The 25,287-nt window shown below is 55.4% G+C and carries 30 protein-coding genes; 10 read left to right on the top strand and 20 right to left on the bottom strand.

Going from position 1 to position 25,287, the window contains the following annotated elements; translation table 11 throughout:
- Positions 1-34 precede the first annotated feature (34 nt).
- Positions 35-397, top strand: a complete 363-nt coding sequence (locus tag GEAM_RS17965; RefSeq protein WP_034794235.1) for a YibL family ribosome-associated protein — start codon at positions 35-37, stop codon at positions 395-397.
- Positions 398-439: 42 nt separating this feature from the next.
- Here GEAM_RS17965 and yiiM read toward each other — a convergent pair whose 3' ends face one another.
- From yiiM to fdhD, 4 genes are all read right to left on the bottom strand, one after another.
- A complete protein-coding gene (yiiM, locus tag GEAM_RS17960; protein ID WP_034794234.1) occupies positions 440-1,120 on the bottom strand; it encodes a 6-hydroxyaminopurine reductase in 681 nt (226 codons plus the stop codon).
- A gap of 117 nt (positions 1,121-1,237) precedes the next feature.
- On the bottom strand, positions 1,238-3,178 hold the full coding sequence (locus tag GEAM_RS17955) for a methyl-accepting chemotaxis protein (RefSeq protein ID WP_034794233.1): 1,941 nt from the start codon (positions 3,176-3,178) through the stop codon (positions 1,238-1,240).
- Positions 3,179-3,390: 212 nt separating this feature from the next.
- Positions 3,391-4,014: a superoxide dismutase [Mn] gene (gene sodA / locus GEAM_RS17950; RefSeq protein ID WP_034794232.1), complete on the bottom strand. Its 624-nt coding sequence runs from the start codon at positions 4,012-4,014 to the stop codon at positions 3,391-3,393.
- A gap of 226 nt (positions 4,015-4,240) precedes the next feature.
- Entirely contained in the window at positions 4,241-5,086 is an 846-nt protein-coding gene (gene fdhD / locus GEAM_RS17945) for a formate dehydrogenase accessory sulfurtransferase FdhD (RefSeq protein ID WP_034794231.1), read from the bottom strand.
- Positions 5,087-5,311: 225 nt separating this feature from the next.
- On the opposite strand from fdhD, the gene GEAM_RS17940 reads away from it, so the two are divergent.
- The gene (locus GEAM_RS17940; RefSeq protein WP_034794229.1) at positions 5,312-5,917 is read left to right on the top strand and encodes a glutathione S-transferase; all 606 of its coding nucleotides are present in this window, start codon (positions 5,312-5,314) and stop codon (positions 5,915-5,917) included.
- A 179-nt stretch (positions 5,918-6,096) separates the two neighbouring features.
- Positions 6,097-7,635 carry an acetaldehyde dehydrogenase ExaC gene (gene exaC / locus GEAM_RS17935; protein ID WP_034794227.1) on the top strand — a complete coding sequence of 513 codons (1,539 nt, stop codon included), beginning with the start codon at positions 6,097-6,099 and terminating at the stop codon, positions 7,633-7,635.
- Positions 7,636-7,673: 38 nt separating this feature from the next.
- Here exaC and GEAM_RS17930 read toward each other — a convergent pair whose 3' ends face one another.
- Positions 7,674-8,912, bottom strand: a complete 1,239-nt coding sequence (locus tag GEAM_RS17930; RefSeq protein WP_034794225.1) for an MFS transporter — start codon at positions 8,910-8,912, stop codon at positions 7,674-7,676.
- Between the two features lie 247 nt (positions 8,913-9,159).
- Between GEAM_RS17930 and GEAM_RS17925 the strand changes: the two genes are divergently transcribed.
- The gene (locus GEAM_RS17925) at positions 9,160-10,155 is read left to right on the top strand and encodes an acyltransferase (RefSeq protein ID WP_034794223.1); all 996 of its coding nucleotides are present in this window, start codon (positions 9,160-9,162) and stop codon (positions 10,153-10,155) included.
- On the opposite strand, the gene GEAM_RS17920 is transcribed toward GEAM_RS17925, so the two are convergent.
- Together GEAM_RS17920 and GEAM_RS17915 are read right to left on the bottom strand one after the other, a co-directional pair.
- Positions 10,152-11,072, bottom strand: coding sequence for a GlxA family transcriptional regulator (locus GEAM_RS17920; RefSeq protein WP_034794219.1), 921 nt, complete (start codon positions 11,070-11,072; stop codon positions 10,152-10,154). The genes GEAM_RS17925 and GEAM_RS17920 overlap by 4 nt on opposite strands.
- A 39-nt stretch (positions 11,073-11,111) precedes the next feature.
- Positions 11,112-11,666: a cysteine hydrolase family protein gene (locus GEAM_RS17915; protein ID WP_034794216.1), complete on the bottom strand. Its 555-nt coding sequence runs from the start codon at positions 11,664-11,666 to the stop codon at positions 11,112-11,114.
- A 296-nt stretch (positions 11,667-11,962) separates the two neighbouring features.
- On the opposite strand from GEAM_RS17915, the gene GEAM_RS17910 reads away from it, so the two are divergent.
- Positions 11,963-12,187: a hypothetical protein gene (locus tag GEAM_RS17910; protein WP_034794212.1), complete on the top strand. Its 225-nt coding sequence runs from the start codon at positions 11,963-11,965 to the stop codon at positions 12,185-12,187.
- A gap of 58 nt (positions 12,188-12,245) precedes the next feature.
- On the opposite strand, the gene idnD is transcribed toward GEAM_RS17910, so the two are convergent.
- Complete coding sequence (gene idnD / locus GEAM_RS17905; RefSeq protein ID WP_034794209.1) at positions 12,246-13,280, bottom strand: L-idonate 5-dehydrogenase; 1,035 nt, start codon at positions 13,278-13,280, stop codon at positions 12,246-12,248.
- 149 nt (positions 13,281-13,429) lie between these two features.
- Entirely contained in the window at positions 13,430-14,614 is a 1,185-nt protein-coding gene (locus GEAM_RS17900; protein ID WP_034794206.1) for a benzoate/H(+) symporter BenE family transporter, read from the bottom strand.
- 71 nt (positions 14,615-14,685) lie between these two features.
- Here GEAM_RS17900 and GEAM_RS17895 point away from each other — a divergent pair, with 71 nt between their 5' ends.
- Positions 14,686-15,138 (top strand): GNAT family N-acetyltransferase, encoded by a 453-nt coding sequence (locus GEAM_RS17895; RefSeq protein ID WP_034794203.1) that lies wholly within the window; start codon positions 14,686-14,688, stop codon positions 15,136-15,138.
- Positions 15,139-15,145: 7 nt separating this feature from the next.
- On the opposite strand, the gene GEAM_RS17890 is transcribed toward GEAM_RS17895, so the two are convergent.
- Both GEAM_RS17890 and GEAM_RS17885 read right to left on the bottom strand, forming a co-directional pair.
- Positions 15,146-15,622: a GNAT family N-acetyltransferase gene (locus GEAM_RS17890; RefSeq protein ID WP_034794202.1), complete on the bottom strand. Its 477-nt coding sequence runs from the start codon at positions 15,620-15,622 to the stop codon at positions 15,146-15,148.
- 5 nt (positions 15,623-15,627) lie between these two features.
- Positions 15,628-16,185: a hypothetical protein gene (locus tag GEAM_RS17885; RefSeq protein WP_244956645.1), complete on the bottom strand. Its 558-nt coding sequence runs from the start codon at positions 16,183-16,185 to the stop codon at positions 15,628-15,630.
- 196 nt (positions 16,186-16,381) lie between these two features.
- Between GEAM_RS17885 and yfcF the strand changes: the two genes are divergently transcribed.
- Positions 16,382-17,014: a glutathione transferase gene (gene yfcF / locus GEAM_RS17880; RefSeq protein WP_034794201.1), complete on the top strand. Its 633-nt coding sequence runs from the start codon at positions 16,382-16,384 to the stop codon at positions 17,012-17,014.
- Between the two features lie 52 nt (positions 17,015-17,066).
- Here the strand turns inward: yfcF and GEAM_RS17875 are convergent, their stop codons facing one another.
- From GEAM_RS17875 to bhsA, 4 genes are all read right to left on the bottom strand, one after another.
- Positions 17,067-17,513, bottom strand: coding sequence for a GNAT family N-acetyltransferase (locus GEAM_RS17875; protein WP_034794200.1), 447 nt, complete (start codon positions 17,511-17,513; stop codon positions 17,067-17,069).
- A gap of 14 nt (positions 17,514-17,527) precedes the next feature.
- Entirely contained in the window at positions 17,528-18,160 is a 633-nt protein-coding gene (locus GEAM_RS17870) for a LysE family translocator (RefSeq protein ID WP_034794199.1), read from the bottom strand.
- Positions 18,161-18,164: 4 nt separating this feature from the next.
- Positions 18,165-18,620 carry a GNAT family N-acetyltransferase gene (locus GEAM_RS17865; RefSeq protein ID WP_034794198.1) on the bottom strand — a complete coding sequence of 152 codons (456 nt, stop codon included), beginning with the start codon at positions 18,618-18,620 and terminating at the stop codon, positions 18,165-18,167.
- A gap of 197 nt (positions 18,621-18,817) precedes the next feature.
- On the bottom strand, positions 18,818-19,075 hold the full coding sequence (gene bhsA / locus GEAM_RS17860) for a multiple stress resistance protein BhsA (RefSeq protein WP_034794197.1): 258 nt from the start codon (positions 19,073-19,075) through the stop codon (positions 18,818-18,820).
- A gap of 408 nt (positions 19,076-19,483) precedes the next feature.
- Here bhsA and GEAM_RS17855 point away from each other — a divergent pair, with 408 nt between their 5' ends.
- The 3 genes from GEAM_RS17855 to mazF all read left to right on the top strand — a co-directional run bounded on the left by GEAM_RS17855 (position 19,484) and on the right by mazF (position 20,486).
- Positions 19,484-19,732, top strand: coding sequence for a GlsB/YeaQ/YmgE family stress response membrane protein (locus GEAM_RS17855; protein WP_034794196.1), 249 nt, complete (start codon positions 19,484-19,486; stop codon positions 19,730-19,732).
- 171 nt (positions 19,733-19,903) lie between these two features.
- Complete coding sequence (locus GEAM_RS17850) at positions 19,904-20,149, top strand: AbrB/MazE/SpoVT family DNA-binding domain-containing protein (RefSeq protein ID WP_034794194.1); 246 nt, start codon at positions 19,904-19,906, stop codon at positions 20,147-20,149.
- A 1-nt stretch (position 20,150) separates the two neighbouring features.
- Positions 20,151-20,486: an endoribonuclease MazF gene (gene mazF, locus GEAM_RS17845; RefSeq protein WP_034794190.1), complete on the top strand. Its 336-nt coding sequence runs from the start codon at positions 20,151-20,153 to the stop codon at positions 20,484-20,486.
- Positions 20,487-20,543: 57 nt separating this feature from the next.
- Here mazF and GEAM_RS17840 read toward each other — a convergent pair whose 3' ends face one another.
- From GEAM_RS17840 to urtB, 5 genes are all read right to left on the bottom strand, one after another.
- Positions 20,544-20,942, bottom strand: coding sequence for a DUF2442 domain-containing protein (locus GEAM_RS17840; RefSeq protein WP_034794186.1), 399 nt, complete (start codon positions 20,940-20,942; stop codon positions 20,544-20,546).
- 71 nt (positions 20,943-21,013) lie between these two features.
- Positions 21,014-21,712, bottom strand: a complete 699-nt coding sequence (gene urtE, locus GEAM_RS17835) for an urea ABC transporter ATP-binding subunit UrtE (protein ID WP_034794183.1) — start codon at positions 21,710-21,712, stop codon at positions 21,014-21,016.
- Positions 21,713-21,727: 15 nt separating this feature from the next.
- Positions 21,728-22,525, bottom strand: a complete 798-nt coding sequence (gene urtD, locus GEAM_RS17830; protein ID WP_034794412.1) for an urea ABC transporter ATP-binding protein UrtD — start codon at positions 22,523-22,525, stop codon at positions 21,728-21,730.
- Positions 22,526-22,530: 5 nt separating this feature from the next.
- Positions 22,531-23,607, bottom strand: coding sequence for an urea ABC transporter permease subunit UrtC (gene urtC / locus GEAM_RS17825; protein ID WP_034794180.1), 1,077 nt, complete (start codon positions 23,605-23,607; stop codon positions 22,531-22,533).
- Positions 23,607-25,184, bottom strand: a complete 1,578-nt coding sequence (gene urtB, locus GEAM_RS17820; protein WP_034794178.1) for an urea ABC transporter permease subunit UrtB — start codon at positions 25,182-25,184, stop codon at positions 23,607-23,609. Before urtB ends, urtC begins: the two co-directional genes overlap by 1 nt.
- Between the last annotated feature and the right edge of the window lie 103 nt (positions 25,185-25,287).

Here is a 25,287-nt window from a genome sequence, read left to right as displayed (position 1 = left end):
GTGCCCGCTGCGGCACCTACGGGTCGAAAATACTATGAAAGAAGTCGAAAAAGCCGAAATCAAACGCCTCAGCGACATGCTGGACGCGCTGAACCACAAAGATGCGACCGTTATCCAGCAGGGTAATGCCGAGCTGATTGCCAAGCATGAAGAAGAGAAAGAGAAGCTGGCCGCTGAAATCGCGCGTCTGAAAGACGTTCGCGTTAAGAAGCTGAGCAAAGAAGCGCAGAAGCTGGAAACGCTGCCATTCAGCCGCGAAATCACCAAGAAAGAGCAAGCCGACATGGGTACGCTGAAGAAAACCGTTCGTGGTATCGTGGTGGTTCACCCGATGACCGCGCTGGGCCGCGAAATGGGCCTGAAAGTGGTGACCGGTTACGCCAAAAAAGCCTTCTAAGCTGCAAACGTCCTCCCTGCATCGCGCGGGGAGGATGTGAAATCATTTACCCGCCGAACCAAACAATCTTCTGCCAAAATCCTCAATCTTGCGATTAATTAGCCTCATCTGCATGGTTTTACTCCAGCTGGCGGACAGCCCCGCTGCGTTCATTAAGCGGCGATACTGCTCTTCGTCGAACGGCATGTTGAAAGCGATGGAGATGGCTTCGGCCACCGACACGTCGCTGTTGCGGGTCATCAATTCGAAAGGTTTATCCCCACTCACGCTGCCGGTGGCGATCACCCGGTACAGCCAGCCGCATTTGCCGGTGTCTTGTAACACCGGCGACATTTGCGGGCAGTGCAGGAAGGTATTGAGCTTGTAGCACGGCGAGCGCGGCTGGGTGACCTGAATCAGCGCGTCGCCCCAGCGGAAAATATCGCCAATAAAGACGTTGGCTTCGGTCAGGCCAAGAGTGGAGAGGTTCTCCCCAAAAGCGGGCGGGTGGAAACGCTCCTCCTGCTCCGGGAAGTGCTGGCGTAGCCACGCGTAGTGCTCGCGCGGGAAGTGGCACAGGGCGCGATCTGGCCCGCCGTGGTAGCTGCTTTCCGCCTGCTCGTCGCCTTCCAGCCCGAGGGCTGTCAGCTGTAAAATTCCGTCCACCTGCCGTTTGCCGATGGCGCTCGGTCTGTCATTCTCATAGGGTTTGACCGCGCCGATATACACGTCCGGGTAATGCATAAAAACCTCCTGTCTAGTCGTTGCCCCTGGTGCTTCAGCATACCCCGCAATTGCCCGGCTAAACAGGTGAAAAAAAATGCGCCCGGCTGGGCGCATTTCACGGGGAGGGCGACAGGCCTAGAAGGTTTCCCAATTATCCTGACTGACTCCCGCCGGTCGCGGCAGCAGCGGCGACTGCAACTGCGACGCGCGCGGAGTCACCGACGCACTCTTACTGTCATTGTCCGACAGACGGAACACCGACACGGCTTCGGTCAACAGGCGCGACTGCTCTTCGAGAGAATCAGCGGCGGCGGCAGACTGTTCGACCAGCGCGGCGTTCTGCTGGGTGGTGCTGTCCATCTCGACAATCGCTTGCGAGATCTGCGTGATGCCGCGGCTCTGCTCGTCAGAGGCCGAGGCAATCTCACCCATAATGTCGCGCACGTTGGTCACCGACTGCACGATGTCCTGCATGGTGCGCCCGGTGCTTTCCACCAATTTAGCCCCGGTATTCACCCGCTCGACCGACTCGGCAATCAGCCCTTCAATCTCTTTGGCGGCCTGCGCGCTGCGCTGGGCCAGAGTGCGCACTTCAGAAGCCACCACCGAGAAGCCGCGCCCTTGCTCGCCAGCGCGGGCGGCTTCCACCGCCGCGTTTAGCGCCAGAATATTGGTCTGGAAGGCAATACCGTTGATAACGGAGGTTATCTCGGCGATGCGCTTGGAGCTGCTGGAGATCTGCTGCATGGTGAGTACCACGTCGCCCACCTGCTTGCCGCCGAGGGTGGCGGTTTGCGAGGCGTCAGACGCCAGTTTGCTGGCGTGGTGGGCGTTTTCGGCATTCTGCTTCACCGTCGAACTGAGCTGCTCCATGCTGGCGGCAGTCTCTTCCACGGCCGCTGCCTGTTCCTCGGTGCGCGAAGATAAATCCGTATTCCCCGCCGCAATTTCGGCCGCCGCGTGGGACACCTGACCCACCCCGGTGCGAATTTCATAAATCATATTGCGCAGGTTCTGGCTCATTCCGGCCACGGCGTTCATCAGCATCCCCAGCTCGTCGCGGCGGGCAGTAGTCTGTGCCGCGGTTAAATCGCCTTTGGCAATCAGCTCGGCGGTTGCCAGCGTGGCGCGCAGCGGATGAGTTAGCTGGCGGGTAATGTGCCAAGAGAACAGCGTGCCGATAATCAGCACCGCCAGCGTAATAATGCCCATCAGCATCATCGCTTTGCGGATATCCGCATGGGTGCTGTCCAGCTCATTTTTGAAGATGTTCGCCACCAATGAGTTCATATCATTGGCTTTTACCGCCATAACCTGCGAAGTCGCCTTCTCGCGCTCGACGGCCGGCAGGTAAGCCAAAACGTGAGTTTTATAGCTCGCCAGCGCGTTCATCAGCGGGGCCAGCGTCTCTTGCTGGTTCGGCAGCAGCAGGGCGTTGAGCTTGGTGGCGTTGGCTTTGGTGTCGTCAATCGCCTGCATCAGGGGCGCTTCTGAGGCCGCCGTCGGGCTAAGCAGCAGGCCGCGCACGTAGTAGCGGATGCTGATAAGCTTCTGAATCACTTCAGAAAGCGACATGCGAATCGACGGATCTACATCTTCTACGCGCAGCTGTTCCTGCAAGCGTTTGAGAATGTCTTCAGTGTCCGACAGGTTCCAGCTTTTGCGCACGGCGTCTTTTTCATCTACTGCGTGTTTGAAAGCCGCCTGCGCCTGTTTGTATTCCTTAATTTTTACCGGCACCTGATCCAGATTGGCCAGGTTTTTCGGCTCCCAGCTCATCTTGCCTTTGGACTCTTGCAGCAACTGCTCAACTTGGCCAATAAGCTGCTGGTTTTTCTGCAGATAAACGGGGTCATAGTTGAGCTGGTACAAAGTGCGATTAAGGCGTGCGTCGTGCAGTAAGGTATTAATTTGGTTGCTGAAATCGACCTTTTCGGCTCGCTGGTCGATGCTTTTAAACTTGATCATGCCGACGGCGGAAATCACCACGGCAATCAGCAAAATAAACCCCAGACCTAACCCGAGCTTGGTGCCGACTTTTAGATTATCAATGCGCTGTACTAAACCGATTCCCATAACTATTTTCCCCCAACGTCCTTGCTTAAAAAGAGATGCCTTTGTGAAGGGTCTATCGGAATGACTTAAGCCAAACTTTAGGGGTAAGCGGCAGGATATTTGAGAAGTGCGAGCGAGGTCTGAAAATCGTGAGAAATGAGTGCAAAATGGGCGTAAAAAAGGCGGGGAAGACCCCGCCTGATGTGCGTTGCTGAACCCCTAGGGGCGCGAAATTACTTCGCTTCAGCCAGACGTTTTGCTGCTTCGTCCCAGTTCACAACGTCCCAGAATGCTTTGATGTAGTCAGGGCGTTTGTTCTGGTATTTCAGGTAGTAAGCGTGTTCCCAAACGTCCAGACCCAGCAGAGGGTAGCCAGATGCGCCAGAGATTGCTTCACCCATCAGCGGGCTGTCTTGGTTAGCAGTAGAAACTACCGCCAGTTTGCCGTCGGTTTTCAGAACCAGCCACGCCCAGCCTGAGCCGAAACGAGTGGTTGCTGCTTTTTCGAAGGTTTCTTTGAAAGCGTCAACGCTACCGAAGTCACGTTCGATTGCCGCTTTCAGGTCGCCCTGCAAAGTGGTACCGGTTTTCAGGCCTTTCCAGAACAGGCTGTGGTTAGCGTGGCCACCTGCGTTGTTACGCAGAGCAACTTTCTTGTCAGCTGGCACTTTGTCAAGGTTGGCAATCAGTTCTTCAACAGACAGTTTTGCCAGTTCTGGCAGGCTTTCCAGCGCAGCGTTAGCGTTGTTAACGTAGGTCTGGTGGTGTTTAGTGTGATGGATTTCCATCGTCTGTTTGTCGAAATGCGGTTCGAGTGCGTCGTATGCGTAAGGCAGTGATGGCAGTGAATAACTCATGTTCATCGTCTCCATAGTGTAGGGCGGCACCGTCATTGTGAGCACCGCGTAATCAGTAGGATCATTATAGTTAATTAAATGATATTGAAAATGATTATCTATGCTCCGCACTTTGTGCGGGTATTCTCTCAGGCCCGTCAGGCGGGGCTTTCGGCCGCCCTTAGAGCAAGTAAAAATAAGCTGGTAATAAACAATCTAACGCTGAATTGAGAGCAATCCGACGCGCTTAGCCTCTCAACCTCTGAGCATGAGTATAGACCGTTGCGCGCCCCGGCTTGCTGAAACCGACCAGCGTCAGGTTGCAGCGTTCGGCGACGTCTACCGCCAGTTGCGTGGCGGCGGAGACAGCAAACAGAATTTCGACGCCGCACATCGCGGCTTTCTGCACCATTTCATAGCTGGCGCGGCTCGAGACCAGCACCGCGCCCTGCTGCCAGTCGGCTTTCTTGGCTCGCACGCCGAGAATTTTATCCAGCGCGACGTGGCGACCGACATCTTCACAGCCGCCGAGCAGCTGGCCCTGCGGGTTAATCCATGCTCCGGCGTGAGTACAACCGGTGAGCTGGCCGATGGTTTGCACCGATTTCAGCTGGCTCAGCGCATTGTCTAACAGCGCTAAATCAAAGGTTTGCGTGAAAGGCAGCGGCTTGAGCGGGCGGAACAGGTCGCCGAGTTGCTCAATGCCGCAGACGCCGCAGCCGGTGCGCCCGGCCATCGCGCGGCGGCGCTCTTTCAAACCGCTGAAGCGTCGGGTTGATAACTCAATGTTAACTTCGATGCCATTGCAGTTGGATGACACATCCATACCGTAAATGTCAGAGACGGATTCGATAATGCCTTCTGATAAAGAAAAGCCGAGAGCAAAGGCGTCGAGATCTTTTGGCGAAGCCATCATCACCACGTGAGAGATGCCGTTGTAGACCAGTGCTACCGGCACTTCTTCGGCGATCCAGTCATCTTCTGGCGCATCCAGATGCCCGCGCTGCATCACCGGCTTGCGGGTCGCCCCGACAATCGCCGTCAGGGTCTGATCGCCTTTTTCGTCAGAATCGCTCTGGCGCAGAACATCCATCGAAGTAACCTTTTAAACGCTACGAAATTTAAACAATATTTTAACGCTTCGCTTCTCTGAGGGGAAAGCCTGATTGCGGCAACCCGAGGCTAACGCGGCAGAAAGGCATTTTTGGTGTAGGACGCGTGAAGGGCAATTCTTAAAAAAGACGCTTTGCGCGGCGAAGCTTGGTAAAGCGAGGCTTGGCTGCTAGCTTTAAAACAGGTCTTAACGTGGGAGAACGTGATGAAGCTTGTCGGCAGCTACACCAGTCCATACGTGCGTAAAATCTCAGTAATGCTGCTGGAGAAGGGCATTGCGTTTGAGTTTGTGAATGACCCTCCGGGAGAGCCGGGTAGCAAAATCACTGACTACAACCCGCTGGGCAAAGTCCCCGCGCTGGTCACTGACGATGGCGAGGTGTTTTATGATTCGCCGATCATCGTGCAGTTTATCGAATTGCAGAATGCGTCTCCGACGCTGTTGCCGTGGCAGCCGCTGGAGGCGTTGCGGGTTAAGCAGATTGAAGCGCTGGCCGATGGCGTGACCGACGCCGCCGTGGCGCTGGTGTTAGAGAGCAAGCGCGATGCTGACAAGCGCAATGAAGAGTGGGTGGTGAAACAGCGCGCCAAGGTGCTGCGCGGCCTCGACACCCTCGAGCAGCATGCCAAAAACTGCACGTTGTTGAATGGTGAAAGCCTCAATGTGGCGGATATCGCCGTCGCCTGCGCGCTGGGTTATATCAACTATCGTCGCGTGGCTCCCGGCTGGTGCGTCGAGCGTCCGAAGCTGGTTTCGCTGGTGGAACGCCTGTTCCAGAGAGAAAGCTTTTCCCGCACCGCGCCGCCATAATTCTGCCTCTTTTCGCTCGATTCACCCCCTTTTGAGCATCTCGTGCGCCTCCGGCTGAAAAGTTGTGAGGCCGCTCGAAGAGTTCCCTTTACATCCCGCCGTCCATCTCCTTACTGCCTACGCTTTATACAGCGTTCTGCGTTTTACTCTCGTTCAAGGCAGCATAAAGGAGATTCATCATGGCTTATGACAAGACCCCGCACGCCGTAAAACCTGAAGAGTATGGTTTCCCGCTGAAACTGAAAAAACGTTATGACAACTTTATCGGCGGCGAGTGGGTAGCGCCGGTGAAGGGCGAATACTATTCCAACCTGACGCCTATTACCGGCGAGGCGCTGTGCGAAGTTGCCAGCTCGAGCAAAGATGATATTGAGCTGGCGCTGGACGCCGCCCATGCCGCCAAAGGGGCGTGGGGCAAGACCTCGGTGCAGGAGCGCGCCAATCTGCTGCTGAAAGTCGCTGATCGCATGGAGCAAAATCTCGAGCTGCTGGCCAATGCGGAGACATGGGATAACGGCAAGCCGATCCGCGAAACCTCGGGGGCCGACGTGCCGCTGGCTATCGACCATTTCCGCTATTTCGCCTCTTGCGTTCGCGCGCAGGAAGGGGGCATCAGTGAAATCGACAGCGAAACCGTGGCTTACCATTTCCACGAGCCCCTGGGCGTGGTGGCGCAGATCATTCCGTGGAACTTCCCCCTGCTGATGGCCTGCTGGAAGATGGCCCCGGCGCTGGCGGCGGGTAACTGCATTGTGATGAAACCCGCCAAGCTGACCCCGCTTTCTGTGTTGCTGCTGATGGATCTGTTGAAAGACATTCTGCCCGCCGGGGTGATTAACGTGGTTAACGGCGCGGGTGGCGAGATTGGCGAATATCTGGCGACCTCCAAACGCATCGCCAAAGTGGCTTTTACCGGCTCCACCGAAGTGGGCCAGCAGATTGCCGGATACGCCGCGCAGAACCTGATCCCGGCCACTCTGGAGCTGGGCGGTAAGTCGCCGAACATCTTCTTTGCTGACGTGATGGATAAAGAGGACAGCTTCTTCGACAAGGCGCTGGAGGGCTTCACGCTGTTCGCCTTCAATCAGGGCGAGGTCTGTACCTGCCCGAGTCGCGCACTGGTGCAAGAGTCGATTTACGAACGCTTTATGGAAAGGGCGATAAAACGTGTGGAAGCCATTCGCACCGGCAACCCGCTGGACGCGGATACTCAGATGGGCGCGCAGGTGTCGGCGGGCCAGATGAAAACCATTCTGGACTATATCGAAATCGGCAAGAAAGAGGGCGCTCAGGTGCTGACCGGCGGCGCGCGCAAGAAACTGGAAGGCTCACTCAATGAAGGTTATTACCTGCAACCGACTATTTTGCTGGGTAAAAACAACATGCGGGTGTTCCAAGAGGAGATCTTCGGGCCGGTGCTGGCGGTTACTACCTTTAAAGATATGGATGAAGCGCTGGCGATTGCCAACGATACGGCTTACGGGCTTGGAGCCGGAGTGTGGAGCCGCGACGGTAGCGTGGCTTATCACATGGGGCGGAACTTGCAGGCCGGGCGCGTTTGGACCAACTGTTACCATGCCTATCCGGCCCACGCGGCCTTCGGCGGCTATAAACAGTCGGGCATCGGGCGCGAAACCCATAAGATGATGCTGGACCATTATCAGCAGACCAAGTGCCTGCTGGTCAGCTATTCCGACAAGCCGATGGGACTGTTTTAAGCATAAAAAGAAGGTCCGCTATTGCGGACCTTTGTCTGCTACACCACGCTATTCGGCGCGACAAACACCTGACGGCGGCGAATAAACACGGTGACCAGCGCTAACCAGCACAGGCCGCTTATCAAGTTGAAAAGATTGAACAATCCGCTTCCCCCCTCGACGTAAGCCACTTTCGCCAGCTCAATGCCCAGCGTGAACACCGCCATGCTGATCATCCCCATTGCGGCGGAAACCGTGCCTTTGCTCATGGTGCTGGAGAACAGTGTCAGGCGATACAGACCGGCGTTGGCGACGCCAATGCCGAAGGCGTAGAAGCTCAGCCCGGCGGTCATCCAGAAGTAGGCGTGGCCTGATAGCAAGGTGGCGGCTGCGGCAATCACCAATCCGACCACCATTGGCCCGGCACCCAGCTTGATTAACTGCTCGACGCTGCGTTTGCCGGTCAGTTTCGCCAACGTGATATTGCCGATGATTAACGCGCCAAAAATCGGCACTTGCAACAGGCCGTACTCGAACGGCGGCAAGCCTTCGCCGCTGATCAGGATCACCGGTGACTGAGCAATCCACGCCAACAATGGCAGGCTGGCGAAGCCAATGGCCAGCGCGCCGCAGAGGAACTGGCGGTTTTTCAGCACCTCTTTATAGTCTTTCCACAGGCTCTTCATGGAGAAGCTTTCGCCAAGGCGCGACGCGGTTTCCGGCATCGATTTCCACAGGCCCCAGAAGGCGATGGCGGCCAGCAAGGCGAATAGCACGAACATGGTTTCCCATGGCGCGAACTGCACCAGCGCGGCACCGGCCAGCGGGCCGAGCAGCGGCGCTATCAGCGCGACGTTAGCCATCATAGCGGTGATTTTAATGCACACCGACTCTTCGAAGGATTCCTGAATCGCCGCGTAGCCCACCGCGCCGATAAAGCACAGGCTGATGCCTTGCAGGAAGCGCATCACCATAAATTGCTCAATGCTTTGCGCAAACAGAATCGCCAGACAGGTTAGGATGAAGAAACCGACCCCGGCCAGCATCACTGGGCGACGTCCACGGCGATCCGACAGCGGCCCGAGCAGCCACTGCAAGAACATGCCGCCAGCTAAATAGGCGGTCATAGATGTCGGAACCCACTCTTCGCCAGCGTTAAAATTCGCCACCACGGCCAGCATGCCGGGTTGGATCATATCGTTGCCGATATAAGTGGCGAACTCAAAAAGCACCAGACAAAGCGGGAACAGAAGCGCCCGCCGATCCAAAAGGGACGCGGTATTTGGAGAGTTATGCATGTTTGTTATTTCACAGACGTAAGGCTAGATCATGGGAAACTAGCAAGAAAATAGGGACTGTCCGGGCGGGTAACGCAGGCGGGGCAGTAATGGCGGCTATTTTGCCGATTTTTTGAACTAAGCGCAATCCTCTTTTTGCGTTAAGCACTTTCTGAGAATACGACTTTTAGCTTGTTAGCCCGAGCAAAGCTAACTAACCTGCTAATAAAGTCAGAAAACGCAGGTTATTGTAGGAAAAAAGAGTTTAATGAATCAGAAAATCAGCTGGATAGACAATTTGCGGGCGGTGGCCTGCATGATGGTGGTGATGATCCACGCCAGCACGGCGCAGGTGGTGAATTTCGCGGCTATCCACAGCGTCGATTGGAGCGTCGCCAACCTGCTCAATTCTGCCTCGCGCGTCTGCGTGCCGCTGTTCTTCATGATTTCTGGCTATCTGTTCTTCGGCGAGAAAAGCGCGGAGAAACGCCATTTCCTGCGCATTGGTTTATGCCTGCTGTTCTACAGCGCGGTGTCGCTTATTTACATCTTAAGTTTCACAAATGTTGGCTTTTGGCCTTCTTTACGTCTTATTCTGCAAAAGCCGGTGTTTTATCACCTCTGGTTCTTCTACGCCATCGTGGTGATTTACCTGCTTTCGCCGCTGATCAAAGTTAAACAGGTGCCGGGGAAATATCTGCTGGTGGCCGGATTGTTGCTGGGCGTGCTGGCTAACCCGCAGCTTCCGGCGCTGCGTATTGACCGAGTGGCGATTTTGCCTCTCAACCTGTATATCGGCGGCAACACCTTCTATTACGTGCTCTATGCGCTGATGGGGCGGGCGATTGGCATGATGGATACGCAGAAGAGCGGCGTCACGCCGGTCGCCTGTGGGCTGTTTATCCTTAGCACATTGGGCGTGGCTTGGGGGACATTCCATCAGTCGCTGATCAACCAGAATTTCGCCGACACCTACTATGTTTATACCGGGCCGCTGGTGTTTATCTCGGCGATGTCGCTGTTCGTTATCGGCAAAAACGCGCTGGCTTCGCGAGTGCTGCCGGGGCTAGGAATTATCTCCCGCCATTCGCTGGCGATTTACGGCTTTCACGCGCTGATCATCATCGGCCTGCGCGGTGCGCGCATTGGCTTTCCGCAGTGGCCGCTGGTCAATATCGCCTTCCTGTTCTTGTGCGGCCTGCTCGGCAGCCTGCTGTTGGCGGTGCTGCTGGCGAAAATTGATCGGCGGAAGTGGGTCAGTTAGTTGGCGCTCGGCCATCTCTCCTGTGCCCGCCGTAACTGCCTGCCGGAGGTAAATCCGGCGGCGAGGGCGGCTTTCTCAACCCCAAAACCCTGTTGCAGTCGCTGCTGGGCGACGGCGATGCGCAGCTGCTCATGGTAATCGCGCACGCTAATCCCAAGGTGTTGGCGGAACAGGCGCGTCAGATGCCGCCCGCTGACGTGAGCCTTCGCGGCAATCTCTTCCAACTGCCACGGGGCTTCTGGCGTGGCGGACATCAGGTTTTGCGCGCGATGCAACGCCGGATGAATGTGATTGCGATAGCGTAGCCACGGCGAAAGCTGTGGGTCATCTCCCGCGCGGCGAAAATAGACCACCATCTCGCGAGCCACGTCCAGCGCGGCCTGTGCGCCTAATCGGTTGGAAATAATGTGCAGCGCCAAGTCTATTCCCGCCGTGATGCCCGCGCTGGTCAGCACAAAACGGTCTTCGACAAAAATACGGTTGTCCTTCACCTGCGCGCTCGGCACCTGCAATTTCAGGCGCGGGATCACGTCGTGGTGAGTGGTGCACTGGTAGCCGTCGAGCAACCCCGCCTGACCCGCCAACAGGCTGCCGGAGCAGATACACACCAGCGTCGCATCTCCTTGTTCAATCGCACTTTTTTGCTGTTTGAGCCAGTCGCGCACTTGCAGCGCGGCGGGCGTGGCGAAGTTCTCCGCCGAATGATTAACGCCCGGAATAATAATGATGCTGCCTGCGGCGAAGCTTGCTGGCAGGGGCTGCAAGCTGCCGACTTTCAGGCCGGTGGAGGTTTCGGCCTCATTGAGCGGACTGATGTAATGCAGGCGAAATTGCCCGGCAAGGCGCAAAGCCTCACCGGGGCCGACTAAATCCAGCGCCATCACGCCCGGAAGCGTGACAAAGTAAACGTCCTGCATGGTTGAACCTCAATGCCAGCGAGCTGCGAGATCCCATCTTCACACAGCTTGGTCAAGCTCCGCCAGTGCGCCATCGACATCAGTGATAGTGGCAAACCGGTCAGCCAGAACCAGCTCGGTGCGGCGCTTAATGTCATCGGTAGAGAAGGTTTGGCCGTTGGCGTGGGTCATCGGGAAGGTCAGCGTCGCTTCAGTGACATAAGTCACGGCATAACCAATATCAGACGCCACGCGGGTGGTGGTTTCGCAGCACTGCTCGGTGCGCGCACCGGCAATAATCAGGTGAGTAATGCCCTGTTCTTGCAGCCATTCGTGCAGGCCGGACTCCAGCAAGGCGTTGTGAACGTGCTTGTGGAAGACCTTGGCTGGTGTATGGCGCAGGAAAGGCATCGGCACGACCAGCCCGGACTCCAGCGAGAACACGCCTTCAGGATTGACGTGGAACACATCAATAACCGGCACGCCGCGCGTTTGGCAGCCGTCGATCAGTCGGTTTAACGCCTGCTGAAATGCAGGTAAATCCTCTTCTTGCCAGAAAGGGCGGTGCTCGAAGGAGCGTTGGACATCAATATTTAATAAGGCGCTGCGGGTCATTTTGGGACTCCATCTACTGGGTGTGAAGCCAGTGTGCGCCTGAAGGCATAGGAGGAACATGCCAAAAACGGACATCATGCTGGCAGTGAGGGACGAACTTTGGCTGGCGGTCTTTAGTTAGGGTTTGAGCAATCTTTGCTCAGGGAGCATTCTAATTATGTTTCGCGAATAATCCTGTAATTTATTGTTTGTAAATAGTTTGTTGGTTTTCTCTCCAAATTGATGATTAAAGTGGAAGGGCAGAACAGGGTTGTTCTGAGATTCACCTACATCAACTTATATATGGAGATCTAAAAATGCGTACATTAGAACAGCATGAAATGGACCAGGTTTCTGGCGCAGGCTTATTTACTGACGCGGGTGTCGTGCTGGATAACAGCGCGATGCGAATTGGTGCTTTGCTGCTCGGCTTCACTCGCCCGACAGGGACCAACACGGTCGCTGATGAGATAGGCAAAGTGGTGGAATCCACCCTTAAGTCGTTAACGAGCCTGTTTGGTAGCGTTTTAAAACGTAAATAATAGATAATTAAGGGAGGGAGCTTTGGCTCTCTCCCTTCTTAACGGGCTTCACCGCGTCTTAGAACACCAACTGCACTTTAGAGGCTTTGGATTTATCCATCGCAAATTCCAGCGCTTCCACCAAATCCCCCTGTGGGAACTCAGCAGACAGCAATGGCATCGGATCGACGGTTTTATTCGCCAGCCACTCGACCGCGGTATTGAACTCCTCGGTGAAGCGGAAGCTGCCGACCCAGTTAATTTCCTTAGCAATCAACATCATCAGTGGGAAGTCGTTCACCGCGCCGCCCATGCCAACCTGCACCAGCGTACCGCGAGCGCGGGTTAATTCCAGACAGCGGCGAATAGACGACGGATGGCCTGAGGCGTCGAAAGAGACGTCAAAATAACCTTTATCAGCTTGATAGGGCGCGAAATCGCCTTTTGCGGCATCGAGAGCAATATTGGCACCCATTTCCTGTGCCAAACTCAGGCAGCGTTCACTCAGGTCGGCGCAAACAATCTCCTTCGCACCTTTGGCTTTGGCGGCGGCGACAATCAGGCTGCCAATCGGACCAACGCCAGAGACAAACACCGTTTTCCCCTTAATATCACCGGCCTGATTGACGGCGTGGATAGCCACGGCCAGCGGCTCGGCGAACACCATCAGGCGGTCGCTGACCTGATTATCGAAGGCGATGCACTGGTCGCTGTCGACGATTTTATACTGGGTGAACGCGCCGTTGATGTGAGGGAAATACATCGCGCTGCCGAAGAATTTCATGGTGGTACACTGATTTTCATCACCAGAAAGGCAGTACTTACAGGCTTTACACGGCTTGCTTGGGTTCAGTGCCACTTTTTGGCCCGGTTTCAGGCGGTCGGTGTCAGATTTCTCTACCACGCCAACCACTTCGTGGCCCAAAACCATGGCTTCGCGCACTTTGAAATCACCAACCTGACCATGCTCGTAGTAATGCAGGTCAGAACCGCAGATGCCGCCACGGGTAACTTTTACTAGCGTGCCTTGTCCCTGATAATCGATCTGCTGCTCGACCACGGAGACATCTTTCTTACCGGTGACCACGCAGGATTGGGTGTCAATCTTCGTCATATTTTTGCTCTTTATTAGGTGCTTTGCCGCTGCGTTTTACAGCAGGAATGCTGCCAGTAAAGAGGGTTTGCTCAGTTGGAAATGTGATCGCCATCACCTTAAGGCGTGTTACTAAATCCTGTTACCCAGAACTTGAACGCCCTCAACATTTACGATGCCTTTTGCTTACTGAAAGTCAGCACCCAATGAGCAATCACGCCGCCAACCAGCCCCCAAAACGCCGAGCCTACGCCCAGCAATGTGACGCCAGAAGCAGTGATCAAGAAAGTGATGATGGCCGCGTCGCGATGGGACTCTTCCACCAGCGCGCGCTGCAAGCTGCCCGCGATGGTCCCCAGCAGCGCCAATCCGGCAATGGTGTGAATCAGCGGCGTCGGCAGCGCGGTGAACAGCAGGCCGATAGAGCCGCCGAACAGCCCAGCCAGCAGGTAAAACACCCCGGCGGATACCGCAGCCATATAGCGTTTTTTGGCATCAGGGTGGATATCTTCCCCCATGCAAATCGCGGCGGTGATGGCGGCGATACAGACGGTGAAGCCGCCGAAAGGCGCGAGCAGCAGGGCGGTCAGCGCGGTCCATGAAATCAGCGGGGAAACCGGCACCTGATAGCCGTGGGCCTTGAGCGTGGCGATGCCCGGCGCGTTTTGCGACGCCATGGTAACCACGAAAAATGGAATGCCGATGCCCAGCAGCGCCGAAAGCGAGAAGTGCGGCGTGACAAACTCGGGCACGGCGAAGCTCAGGCTCTGACCGTGCAGGCTAATGTCTCCCTGCAACCCGGCGACAATCAGCCCGGCGGCCAATGTCAGCACGATGGCGTAGCGCGGCAGGGCGCGTCGAGCCAGCAGATAGACCAGACACATCGTCCCCGCCAGCGCAAAATTGCTTTGCAGCGACGTAAAGGCGTTCAGCCCGAAGCGCAGCAATATGCCAGCCAGCATCGCGGCGGACAGCGCCTGCGGAATGTAATGCATCAGTCTGGCAAAAAGGCCGGTTACGCCGCATAACAGCATCAGGCCGCTGGCAAAAATAAACACCCCAATGGCATCATTCATCGAGGTGCCCGGCAGGCTCGTAACCAGCAGCGCCGCGCCGGGTGTCGACCACGCGGTGACGATTGGCGTGCGATACCACAGGGAGAGGCCGATGGAGGTCAGCCCCATGCCGAGTCCCAGCATGGTCAGCCAGCCACCAATTTGTAACGGGCTAGCCCCCGCCGCTTCCGCCGCCTGAAAGATAATGGCCGCCGAACTGGTATAGCCGACCAGTACCGCCACAAAACCGGCGAGAATGGCGGAAAAGGTCACATCTTTGAGGCTAAAGCGCGGCAACATGGCTGGAAATCCTTGCAATAGACGATTAATTTAAGCGAAAGCACCCACTTATGTTTAACAGAGAGAACGCAATGAGCCAATCTAATGAGGTGAAAATTCGTCCACTGACCCCTGCCGATCGCGCGGAGTGGGAAGTACTGTGGCGCGACTATCTCGACTTCTACCAGTCAGAGCTTGATCCGGCGCAGTTTGATTACACCTTCCAGCGTCTGTCGCAGAACGATTATCCCGACATGTTTGGCTATGTGGCGGAGTATCAGGGGAAGTTGGTGGGCTTGGTCAATTGCATTAATCACGATCACGGCTGGCATATGCGTCAGGTGGTCTATTTGCAGGATTTATTCGTGGATGACAGCGCGCGTAAGCTCGGCATTGGGCAAAAACTGATTGAAGCAGTTTATGACTATGCCGATCAGAACAATAAAGCCAACGTCTACTGGACTACCAAGACCTCCAACCATACCGCGCGCAAACTCTATGATCGGATTGGCACCCAGACTGAGTTCATCAAATACCAGCGTTGAGGGCAGGTTATTCGTCGGCGAGGTTTTTGACCATGGTCAGATTGGTCGGCGCATAGCCCAGCCCGGCATACAACGCCTGCGCGCCGCTGTTGTGATAAAAAACGTTTAGCCCGATGGACTTCAAACCCAGCTCGCGCACTTTTTCTTCGAGTTGTAAGAAAGCGGCGCGGGCGTGGCCCTGACGGCGAAACTCGGGGTACACCGCCACTTCATAAATAAACGCGCTGCGTTCGCCCTGACGTTCGACGTCGGCTAGCCAAATGCAGCCCGCCGTTTCACCATGATCGGTTTTAATTTCAAACAGATAGTTATCTGGAGTAGCGACGCCCTGAGGCAGTAACTCCTCCATCACGCCCTGAGAACGCGCCAGCGCATTGTGCTCCAGCCAGCGCCCAGATTTGACGTTTTCGTTGGCGTAATCTTCCGCCAGCTTCTGTTTGAATTGCGGAAAATAGTCGGCACTCATTGGGCATAACTGGGTCATTAGGTTTATCCTTTTTCCGCTTTTTTCACCGGCGTGACAAAGCATTCGCTGACGTTAGTGCCATTTTTCTCAACGGTGGTAATCACATAGCCCTGATCGTTGACCACGATGGCGCTGTAAGGCAGGTCATCCTGCTTGGTGCTCACCATCTTCTGGAACTCTTGAATCAGGTTGCTTTTCGCCGCGGCCTGCTCGGGTTTATCCATCCCGTTGACGTCAATATAAGCCTGTTTAAAGACGGTACTCATGCCCTTTTGCTTCAGGCGGCTTTCCACCACGGCTTTGACCGTCGCGGTTACGTCATTGCCGAGCAGGTACATGCTGACAATCTCATAGGTCAGCACATCTTTCTGTTTTGCAATCACATAGCCGCTTTCGAAAGACTTCATTTTCTGGTTGTTGGGATAAGTAAACTCATCCAAACAAATGGTCTTGTCGCCAACCTGAAACTGATTAAACCGCGCTTTGATGACTTGCGGAGGCGAGCCGGGCGACGGGGCTGCCTGAACGGCGCTCATCAACATGGGAAGCAATATTGCCAGCACAAATGTCCGTTTTTTCATGGGTTTTCCTGAAAGAGTCACGCCTTACATCACGACATATTTTGCAGTATAGGGAGATGAATCGAGGATGAGAAAGATTAAATATGTGTATGACAAAAACTTGTAACATTCAGGCGCTGAAAGAACCTGCGACACCCCCGACGTTTTGCGCTATGTTTTTAATTATTAATATTTTTCCGCATTCTCAGGAGAGTCGATGAGCCAGTCCGCGCTGAAGTTATATTCTGATGCACAGTTTTTCAGTCCTTATGTGATGTCCGCCTTTGTTGCCCTGACTGAAAAAGGCATTCCTTTTGAGATTGAAACCCTCGATCTGGCAGTCGATGAAAACCTGCATGACTACTACTCGGCGGTGTCGCTGACGCGCCGCGTTCCGACGCTGACCAACGGCACTTTCGTGCTGTCTGAGTCCTCGGCGATTGATGAGTATGTCGAAGAGCTGTTCCCCGCGCCGACCTTCCCGGCGATTTATCCGTCAGATCCGGAAAACCGTGCCAAAGCGCGTGAAGTTCAGGCGTGGCTGCGCAGCGATTTAATGCCGATCCGCCAAGAGCGTTCCACCGAAGTGGTGTTCGCCGGCAAGAAATTCCCTCCTTTGAGCGAAAGCGGGAAAATTGCGGCAGAAAAGCTGTTTAGCGCGGCGGAACGTTTGATCGGTGAACGCGAGAATATGTTTGGCGAGTGGTGTATCGCAGACGTGGATTTAGCCTTGATGATCAACCGATTACATCTGAATGGCGATGCCGTTCCCGAGAAGCTGGCGGCTTATGCCGATGCCCAGTGGCAGCGTCCGGCGGTCAAAGAGTGGCTGGCGCTGTCGGCCAAGTAGAAGCGAAAAAGAGAAGTGGCGCGGCAGGAGCAAAGCCCGCCGCGCAAAGCCATCAGCCCAGACGTTTGGTTAAGTAAAAACGGGTGTGGGTTGATGGAGCTTCATCAGGCGCGCGGATATCCGCGATGTAATCTTCCAGCGCCATTTGCATATGGAAGCCGTGGCGCTCGTAGAACGGACGCGCCTGGAAGCTGAAGGTGTCGACCATGGCGTAGCGGCAGCCGCGCTGAAGCGCTTCTTGCTGGACATCTTGCAGCAGCTTGGTGCCGATGTCCTGACCACGCAGAGACTCATCAACCCATAAGTAAATGATTTTTAGCCAGTTACCCACTGTTTCCGCAATAATACCAGCCTGCTTCTTGCCCTGATCATCTTCGATAAAAATCGCTAAATCCCGGAATGATTGCTCAGGGATGAAGCTTTTATTGTAGCCGCGCAGGCCATCGATAATGTCAGTGATGTCAGCCTCGGTAGGCGTGTCGGTCATGCGCGTTTTCATTACTCTTTCCTTTGTTAACGTTTAGTCGTCGCGAGACGAACTGCAAATGCGATAAATACTGTGCCGGTCAGGCGATCTAAGGTTTTTACTACTCGCGGGCGTTGCAGCCAGCGAGAGAGCGGCCGGGTGGCGGCGATCATGGTCAATGACCACAGGGTGCCAATCACCGCGTGCATGGCCGCCAAGCCGAAAATGTAAGGCGGCACCGAATAGCCGGTAGCGACAAATTGCGGCAGAAACGACACGTAGAACACCCCGACCTTGGGATTAAGCACGTTGCCGAACAAACCTTTGATAAACCAGCTGCCGAAAAGTGGGTTTTTCTTGGCTTTGCCCTGCGCGCTAAACGACATGCTTTCGCGCGGTTTTAGCAGCATTTGCACCCCAAGCCAGCACAGATAGGCTGCGCCAATCCACTTCAACACAGTGAACGCCAGCTCTGATGCCGCCAGCAGCGCACCTAAGCCCAGCGCAACCGCCGCGCCCCACACCAGACAGCCAGTGCTGATACCCAACGCGGCGAGCACGGCTTTCTTGCTGCCTTCGCTGGCGGCGGTGCGCAATACTAACGCGGTATCCAGCCCCGGCGTGAGGGTCAGGATACCGGCGGCAAAGGCGTAAGAAATCAAAGATTCGGTAAGGGTCACGATATTAGCCCTGTGAAGTCGAGAGCGTTTTGCTCAGGAAATAGCGCGTATGGGTGGACTCGCCCTGCGGCGCTCGCGCGTCTTCAATGTAATCTTCCAGCGTCATCTGCACGCTGTAGCCCATGCGTTCGTAGAACGGCCGCGCCTGAAAACTGAAAGTATCCACCAAGGCGTAGCGGCAGCCGCGCGCTTTAGCTTCTTCTTCCGCCTCGCTTATCAGCTGGGTGCCGACATCTTTACCGCGTAGCGACTCATCAACCCACAGCATCTGGATGTACATCCACTTGCCGACGGTTTCTGCCACGATCCCAGCCTGCTTTTTGCCGTTTTCATCTTCGACAAAAATACCCAGCTCGCGAAGTTTAGGGCGATGAATAAAATTGAGATTGAAAGTGCGGAGGGCCGTTTTTATTTCGTCTACTTCATCGGCCGTCGGTGCTGCGGTGAGGCGTGTTTTCATGGCGGTTCCCTTTGCTGAAAAAATGACAGTCCAGAATAGTAATCGGACTTCAGGGATGCAATGGGGAGCGTAAAGAAAGTCTTAAAGTGACGGCGGGAGAGAGGCTGATAAGAATGACAAAAGCCTGTGGAATGCGCCACTGAGACGCTTTCCACAGGCTTCTTGATTTCTGAGGGTATTAACTGACTGGCGACGGCTTATTTGTAGATTTCAGCGTCAGCGTGCAGACGGTTGTTACCCGTTACAGAGATGATGCGGTAAGAAGAGGCGCCAGCATCACTTGCTTGAGCAGCCAGTTTGCTTTCCAGACCACCAATAGTGGTTGGGCCAGAAGCTGAAATCACGCCCAGTTTTTGTTGACCGTCCATCGGCTGAGTCACCTGCTGAGCAGCGAAACTACCGAAAGAAATCAGAGAAAGGGTTGCAGCTACAGCAAAAATTTTGACGTTTTTCATGATGTATATTCCATTCAGGTTATTAGACAGAAAGGTGATTGCCTTTCGATGTGTGAATAATAGGCCTGTAGCTAGCAGATGAAAAACGGATTGATTTGAGAATGTCATTCAAAAAATTAGTTGAAGATTTTACGCTAATTTACAGCCGACTGCGAGAGGTTGACAATGGGGGTTCTGGCGTTGACACCGGTTTAAAAACACAGCACAAACTGACGCTTTATTACCCTTCCTGCTGATTTTGGGCGGGTTTCTGGTTTTCTGCTACGCTTTAAGTGCAGTGCAAGAAAAAGCCGTCTCTGGTGGAATTTCAGCAGGCGATCATGCGAGGAGCAACCTCCTTCGCACTTGTTTAGCCACATTGGCTCAACAATATTCACGGTACGGAAATTTATTTGGAGGAGTCGAAAAATGGGAATTTTATCCTGGATTATCTTTGGTCTGATTGCAGGTATCTTGGCGAAATGGATCATGCCGGGTAAAGATGGTGGCGGGTTCATTCTGACCGTGGTTCTCGGTATCGTCGGCGCCGTAGTGGGTGGTTACATCAGTACGCTGTTTGGCTTTGGCCGCGTGGACGGTTTCAACTTCGGCAGCTTCGTCGTCGCCGTGATCGGTGCGCTGGTGGTGCTGTTTATCTACCGCAAAGTCCGCAGTTGATAACACCAACCTAGATTATTTCTAAAAAAGCCGCGTTGAACGCGGCTTTTTGTTGTCTTGAAATCACCCCTCGAGCTTCTCCCACCCATTATCCTGTATAAACATTGTTGACACTAAGAGGGCTTTGTCTCAAAGTATCATCATTGTTGATACTTCCCATGAGGAAAATTTATGCCGCAGGTCATTGTGAAAAAATGGGGAAATAGCCCCTCTGTGCGCCTACCGGTCGCTATCATGGAAGCAGCCTCTCTCAAAGTCGATGATACTGTCGAGATTGCAGTAGAAGACGGCAAAATCATCATCGTCCCAGTCCGCGCTAAAACCTATTCACTCGATTCCCTTCTGGGTGGAGTGACGGAAAGCAATATGCACGAAGAGGCAGATTTTGGCTCCCCGACAGGCCGAGAGGTGTTGTGACATGGTGAAGCCTTTTATTCCTGACGCCGGAGATATCATCTGGCTGGACTTTGACCCACAAGCCGGTCACGAACAGGCCGGGCATAGGCCAGCCGTCGTTCTGAGTCCTGCTGCATATAATGATCGAGTGGGGTTGCTGCTGTGCTGCCCGATGACCACCAAGATAAAAGGCTACCCTTTCGAGGTGTTAATTGCTGGCACTAGGCAGAGCGCGGTGTTGTCAGATCAGATCAAAAGCTTGGACTGGCGTAAAAGAAATGCTGCCAAAAAAGGAACCGTGAGCCAGCTCGAGCTTGATGAAGTCAGAGCAAAGGTAAAAGCGCTGATTGACGGTTAACCCTAGCTTTAAGCAAAAAGCCGCGTTGAACGCGGCTTTTTTGTGTCTGCGAGTGGTTTAGGTGGCTTTCCGTGGACGCCCGCCTTTTTTGCCATTCTCACGGCTGGACTGTGCCTTTACGGCGGTGCGGATCGCGCCATTGATTGACGCAGCGATCTTTTTCAAATCACTGGCCTCGAACAAGATTTTTGCTAATAAGCCGGGTAGAAAAATATCGACATCGCAGGCTGGAACGCGCAGGGCTTTGCTGAAACCGTCGACTTCCGCCCCCTGAAGCTGCTCAGGGGTGGCGTCATGAAGTTCGTCAATTAAATCAACATTAATCAGGTAACCCACGCCATTGCCATGCATGATCATAAATGCATGTTGCTGAGGCCGATATTCAACGGAAACCGGTCGGGAAGACTCAATGGCAGCCTCTTCCCCGCGTTTTAGCGCGGCTTCAAATTGCGTCATTCATTATCCATAAACCTAGCTGTTAGGTTTTAGAATAGTCTCTTAGTGGCGGCAATGCGAGCAGAATTTGATTAAATCGCCACCAATCCCCGCACGCCTTCGGCTTCCATCTCCTCGCCGCGCCCGCTTTTAATGATGCTGCCGCGGGACATCACCAGATAGCTGTCGGCCAGTTCGGCGGCGAAATCGTAGAACTGCTCGACCAGCAGGATTGCCATATCGCCTTGTGCGGCAAGCTGCTTGATGACCGCGCCGATCTCCTTAATCACCGAGGGTTGAATCCCCTCGGTAGGCTCGTCGAGGATCAATAAGCTCGGTTTACAGGCCAGCGCACGGCCAATTGCCAACTGCTGTTGCTGGCCGCCGGACAGGTCACCGCCGCGTCGATGCTTCATCTCCAGCAACACCGGGAACAGGTGATAGATGTGGTCTGGCACCTGTTTGGCTTGGCTACCGGAAAAGCGCGACAGGCCCATCAGCAGATTTTCCTCTACCGTCAGGCGCGGAAAAATATCGCGACCCTGCGGGACATAGGCGATGCCCGCCTGCACCCGCTGGTGGGGTTTGCGGCCATTAATGGTTTCTCCCTGCCAGTTGATGGTGCCGGACTTAGCCGGGATCAGCCCCATCAGGCATTTCAGCAGTGTGGTTTTACCAACGCCGTTGCGACCCAGCAGGCAGGTGACTTCGCCGATTTTCGCCTCGAAGCTTAACCCACGCAGAATATGGCTTCCGCCGTAAAACTGATTCAGTTCATTGACTTGCAGCATAATGGTTCCTCAGTTTTAGCGTCCCAAATAGACTTCAATAACCTGCTCATTGGCCTGCACCTGTTGCAACGAGCCTTCCGCTAGCACTTGCCCCTGATGCAGCACGGTGACGTGGTCGGCGATGCTCTCCACAAATCCCATGTCGTGCTCAACCACCATCAGCGAGTGCTTGCCCGCCAGCTGCTTGAACAGCTCGGCGGTGTATTCGGTTTCGGCGTCGGTCATCCCGGCGGCGGGCTCGTCGAGCAGCAGCAGGTGCGGCTCTTGCACCAGCAGCATGCCGATTTCCAGAAACTGCTTCTGGCCGTGAGAGAGCAACCCCGCCAGCCGATGACGCTCACCGGCAAGGCGCAGCGTCACCAGCATTTCGTCGATTCTGTCGCGTTGTTCGCTGTTCAGCTTGGCGCGCAGACAGGCCCACACCGACTTATTGGTTTTCTGAGCGATCTCGAGATTTTCGAACACGGTTAGAGCTTCAAACACCGTCGGTTTCTGGAATTTCCGCCCAATGCCTGATTGCGCAATCCGCACCGGATCAAGCTGGGTCAGGTCAGTGGTCTGGTCGTAAAACACCCGGCCACTCTGCGGCTTGGTTTTGCCGGTGATCACGTCCATCAGGGTGGTTTTCCCCGCACCATTCGGGCCAATCACGCAGCGCAGCTCGCCCACGCCGATGCGCAATGACAGGTTGGTCAGCGCCTTAAAGCCGTCGAAGCTGACGTTGATATTTTCCAGCAGCAAAACGGGGTCGGTTTGCTGACGAAAACGGTCAGACGGATAGGATTGCGTGAACAGCTCTTCGTTCATAGTCATTGAATTCATGAGGATTTCCTCTTGCGAAGCAACCCAATCACGCCCTGCGGCAGGAACAGCGTCACCAGAATAAACATGCCGCCGAGGATAAATTGCCAATACTCGGGAATCGCCACGGTGAACCAGCTTTTCGCGCCGTTGACGATCCCCGCGCCGAGAATCGGGCCGATCAGCGTGCCGCGCCCGCCGAGGGCCACCCAGATTGCCGCCTCGATTGAGTTGGTGGGCGACATCTCGCTCGGGTTGATAATGCCGACCTGCGGCACGTACAGCGCCCCGGCGATGCCGCACAGCATGGCGGAGACTGTCCAGACGAACAGCTTGAAGCCTTTCGGGTCATAGCCACAGAAGATCAATCGGTTTTCGGCGTCGCGCACGGCGGTGAGTACCCGGCCATATTTGCTGCGCGCCAGAGCAAAACCCAGCGCCAGACTGGCGACCAGCACGATAACGGTCATCAAAAATAGGCCGATGCGCGTGCCGGTAGCCGTGACCTGAAAGCCGAGCAGGGTAGTGAAACCGGTGAAGCCGTTGTTGCCGCCAAACCCGGTTTCATTGCGAAAGAACAGCAGCATGCCCGCGTAGGTCAACGCCTGCGTCATGATGGAGAAGTAGACGCCTTTGATTTTCGAGCGAAAAGCGAAGTAGCCGAAGACAAATGCCAGCGCGCCCGGCACCAATACAATCAAGCACAGCGCCCAGGCAAAATGCTGGGTTCCGGCCCAAAACCACGGCAACTCGTTCCACGAGAGGAATGACATAAAGTCTGGCAGGCCGCTGCCTGCCGCCTGACGCATCAGGTACATGCCCATGGCGTAGCCGCCGAGGGCGAAGAACAGGCCGTGGCCGAGGGAGAGCAGACCGGCGTAGCCCCACACCAGATCGAGCGCGATCGCGACGATCGCGTAACACAGGATCTTGCCAACCAGCGTCAGCGTGTAGGTGGAGACTGCCAGCGGATTATTGGCGGGCAACAATGCCAGAAAAGGCATGATAATCAGCGCAATAACCACCAGTGCGCCAATCGTCAGGGCGGTTTTCGGCGCTTTTTGTACGCCAGTAACAGTGAGCGGTTGATTCATCAGTCGATCACCCTGCCTTTGAAGGCGAAGAGTCCCTGTGGACGTTTTTGAATAAACAGAATAATCAGCGCGAGGATCAGGATTTTCCCCAGAACCGCGCCGATTTCCGGCTCAAGAATTTTGTTCACAATGCCCAGACCAAAGGCGGCGACCACCGTGCCTGCCAGTTGGCCCACGCCGCCGAGCACCACCACTAAGAATGAGTCGATGATGTAGCCCTGACCCAACTCCGGGCCGACGTTGCTCAGCTGCGACAGCGCCACGCCGCCCAGCCCGGCAATGCCGGAGCCGAGGCCGAAGGCCAGCATATCTACGCGGCCCGTGGGCACACCGCAGCAGGCCGCCATGGCGCGGTTTTGCGTCACGGCGCGCACATTCATTCCTAGACGGGTTTTATTCAGCAGCAGCCACGTCAAAGCCAGAACCAGCAGCACGAAGATAATCACCGCGATGCGGTTATACGGCAGCACCAGATTCGGCAGCAGCTGGATGCCGCCCGACAGCCAGCCGGGGTTGGCGACTTCGACGTTTTGCGCGCCAAAGAGTACCCGCACCGCCTGAATCAAAATCAGGCTGATGCCCCAAGTAGCCAGCAGCGTTTCCAGCGGGCGACCGTACAAATGGCGGATCACCGTGCGCTCCAGCGCCATGCCAATTCCGGCAGTAATAAAGAAGGCCACCGGCAGCGCGACCAGCGGATAGAGCGCCAGCAGGCCCGGGGCGTAGTGCTGGAACAGCGACTGAACCATATAAGTGGAGTAGGAGCCGAGCATCAGCATTTCGCCGTGGGCCATGTTGATCACCCCCAGCAGGCCGTAGGTGATCGCCAGACCCAGCGCCGCCAGCAGCAAAATCGAGCCGAGCGACAGGCCGGTAAACGCCTGACCAATCAGGTCGCCAATCAGCAAACGGTGCTCAACGGCTTTCAGGCTGGCCTGCGCGGCTTTACGCACCTCGGCGTCGGCCTCAGTTTTCGGGTCTGTTAGCGCCTGAAGGCGGCCCTGCGTGTCGGGGTCCCCCGAGGCGCTCAGCAGCTCGACGGCTTTCAGTCGCACCTGCGGGTTAGCGTCGGCGAGCTGCAAATTCGCCAGCGCGATATTTAAGGCGTCATGCACCGCCGAGTCTTTTTCCAGCGCCAGACGATGGGTCAGCAGCGGCAACTGGTCCGCCTGCGCCTCGCGCTGCAACGATTTGGCCGCCTGTAGCCGCACATTGCTGTCAGTGCTGACCAGACGATGCGCCGACAGCGCGTTGGCAATCAAAATGCGTAAACGGTTGTTGAGCCAAACCTTTTTGGTGTCACCCTGCGGCTTGGCATCGCCATCTAGCGGGGTCAGCGCGTCGCCCTGTTGCACAAAGGCGTGTTTGGCGTCGTCGATCACCACGTTTTCCTGCTTCAGCGCTTCCAGCAGCGGCAAACGCTCCGGCTGCGGGTCGGCGGCCCACTGCTGCAACAGAGTGGCTTGCTGGCTGCGATTCGCCGCCGCAAAGTCATTCGCCGCCCCGGCCTGAGCCAAAAACGGCAGGCAACAAAGCAGGAAAAGCAGTGTCCTGAAGTTCATTAAGCTGGTCGTCATCGTGTTTTCCCGTTGCCCAAAGTTATCGCTAGCTTGCTCCCTCTCCTTTTTAAGGAGAGGGCAGGGGTGAGGTTTATCACCTCGGGTTGAAACCACCCCNCNC

Source organism: Ewingella americana ATCC 33852 (assembly GCF_000735345.1).
Taxonomy (GTDB): domain Bacteria; phylum Pseudomonadota; class Gammaproteobacteria; order Enterobacterales; family Enterobacteriaceae; genus Ewingella; species Ewingella americana.
The sequence above is the reverse complement of the archived record's forward strand: the minus strand, read 5'-3'. Positions and strand labels throughout refer to the sequence as shown.

Coding starts and splice junctions, on each gene's coding strand:
- GEAM_RS17965 (WP_034794235.1), top strand. CDS start 35: ATGAAAGAAGTCGAAAAAGCCGAAATCAAACGCCTCAGCGACATGCTG.
- yiiM (WP_034794234.1), bottom strand. CDS start 1,120: ATGCATTACCCGGACGTGTATATCGGCGCGGTCAAACCCTATGAGAAT.
- GEAM_RS17955 (WP_034794233.1), bottom strand. CDS start 3,178: ATGGGAATCGGTTTAGTACAGCGCATTGATAATCTAAAAGTCGGCACC.
- sodA (WP_034794232.1), bottom strand. CDS start 4,014: ATGAGTTATTCACTGCCATCACTGCCTTACGCATACGACGCACTCGAA.
- fdhD (WP_034794231.1), bottom strand. CDS start 5,086: ATGGATGTTCTGCGCCAGAGCGATTCTGACGAAAAAGGCGATCAGACC.
- GEAM_RS17940 (WP_034794229.1), top strand. CDS start 5,312: ATGAAGCTTGTCGGCAGCTACACCAGTCCATACGTGCGTAAAATCTCA.
- exaC (WP_034794227.1), top strand. CDS start 6,097: ATGGCTTATGACAAGACCCCGCACGCCGTAAAACCTGAAGAGTATGGT.
- GEAM_RS17930 (WP_034794225.1), bottom strand. CDS start 8,912: ATGCATAACTCTCCAAATACCGCGTCCCTTTTGGATCGGCGGGCGCTT.
- GEAM_RS17925 (WP_034794223.1), top strand. CDS start 9,160: ATGAATCAGAAAATCAGCTGGATAGACAATTTGCGGGCGGTGGCCTGC.
- GEAM_RS17920 (WP_034794219.1), bottom strand. CDS start 11,072: ATGCAGGACGTTTACTTTGTCACGCTTCCGGGCGTGATGGCGCTGGAT.
- GEAM_RS17915 (WP_034794216.1), bottom strand. CDS start 11,666: ATGACCCGCAGCGCCTTATTAAATATTGATGTCCAACGCTCCTTCGAG.
- GEAM_RS17910 (WP_034794212.1), top strand. CDS start 11,963: ATGCGTACATTAGAACAGCATGAAATGGACCAGGTTTCTGGCGCAGGC.
- idnD (WP_034794209.1), bottom strand. CDS start 13,280: ATGACGAAGATTGACACCCAATCCTGCGTGGTCACCGGTAAGAAAGAT.
- GEAM_RS17900 (WP_034794206.1), bottom strand. CDS start 14,614: ATGTTGCCGCGCTTTAGCCTCAAAGATGTGACCTTTTCCGCCATTCTC.
- GEAM_RS17895 (WP_034794203.1), top strand. CDS start 14,686: ATGAGCCAATCTAATGAGGTGAAAATTCGTCCACTGACCCCTGCCGAT.
- GEAM_RS17890 (WP_034794202.1), bottom strand. CDS start 15,622: ATGACCCAGTTATGCCCAATGAGTGCCGACTATTTTCCGCAATTCAAA.
- GEAM_RS17885 (WP_244956645.1), bottom strand. CDS start 16,185: ATGAAAAAACGGACATTTGTGCTGGCAATATTGCTTCCCATGTTGATG.
- yfcF (WP_034794201.1), top strand. CDS start 16,382: ATGAGCCAGTCCGCGCTGAAGTTATATTCTGATGCACAGTTTTTCAGT.
- GEAM_RS17875 (WP_034794200.1), bottom strand. CDS start 17,513: ATGAAAACGCGCATGACCGACACGCCTACCGAGGCTGACATCACTGAC.
- GEAM_RS17865 (WP_034794198.1), bottom strand. CDS start 18,620: ATGAAAACACGCCTCACCGCAGCACCGACGGCCGATGAAGTAGACGAA.
- bhsA (WP_034794197.1), bottom strand. CDS start 19,075: ATGAAAAACGTCAAAATTTTTGCTGTAGCTGCAACCCTTTCTCTGATT.
- GEAM_RS17855 (WP_034794196.1), top strand. CDS start 19,484: ATGGGAATTTTATCCTGGATTATCTTTGGTCTGATTGCAGGTATCTTG.
- GEAM_RS17850 (WP_034794194.1), top strand. CDS start 19,904: ATGCCGCAGGTCATTGTGAAAAAATGGGGAAATAGCCCCTCTGTGCGC.
- mazF (WP_034794190.1), top strand. CDS start 20,151: ATGGTGAAGCCTTTTATTCCTGACGCCGGAGATATCATCTGGCTGGAC.
- GEAM_RS17840 (WP_034794186.1), bottom strand. CDS start 20,942: ATGACGCAATTTGAAGCCGCGCTAAAACGCGGGGAAGAGGCTGCCATT.
- urtE (WP_034794183.1), bottom strand. CDS start 21,712: ATGCTGCAAGTCAATGAACTGAATCAGTTTTACGGCGGAAGCCATATT.
- urtD (WP_034794412.1), bottom strand. CDS start 22,525: ATGACTATGAACGAAGAGCTGTTCACGCAATCCTATCCGTCTGACCGT.
- urtC (WP_034794180.1), bottom strand. CDS start 23,607: ATGAATCAACCGCTCACTGTTACTGGCGTACAAAAAGCGCCGAAAACC.
- urtB (WP_034794178.1), bottom strand. CDS start 25,184: ATGACGACCAGCTTAATGAACTTCAGGACACTGCTTTTCCTGCTTTGT.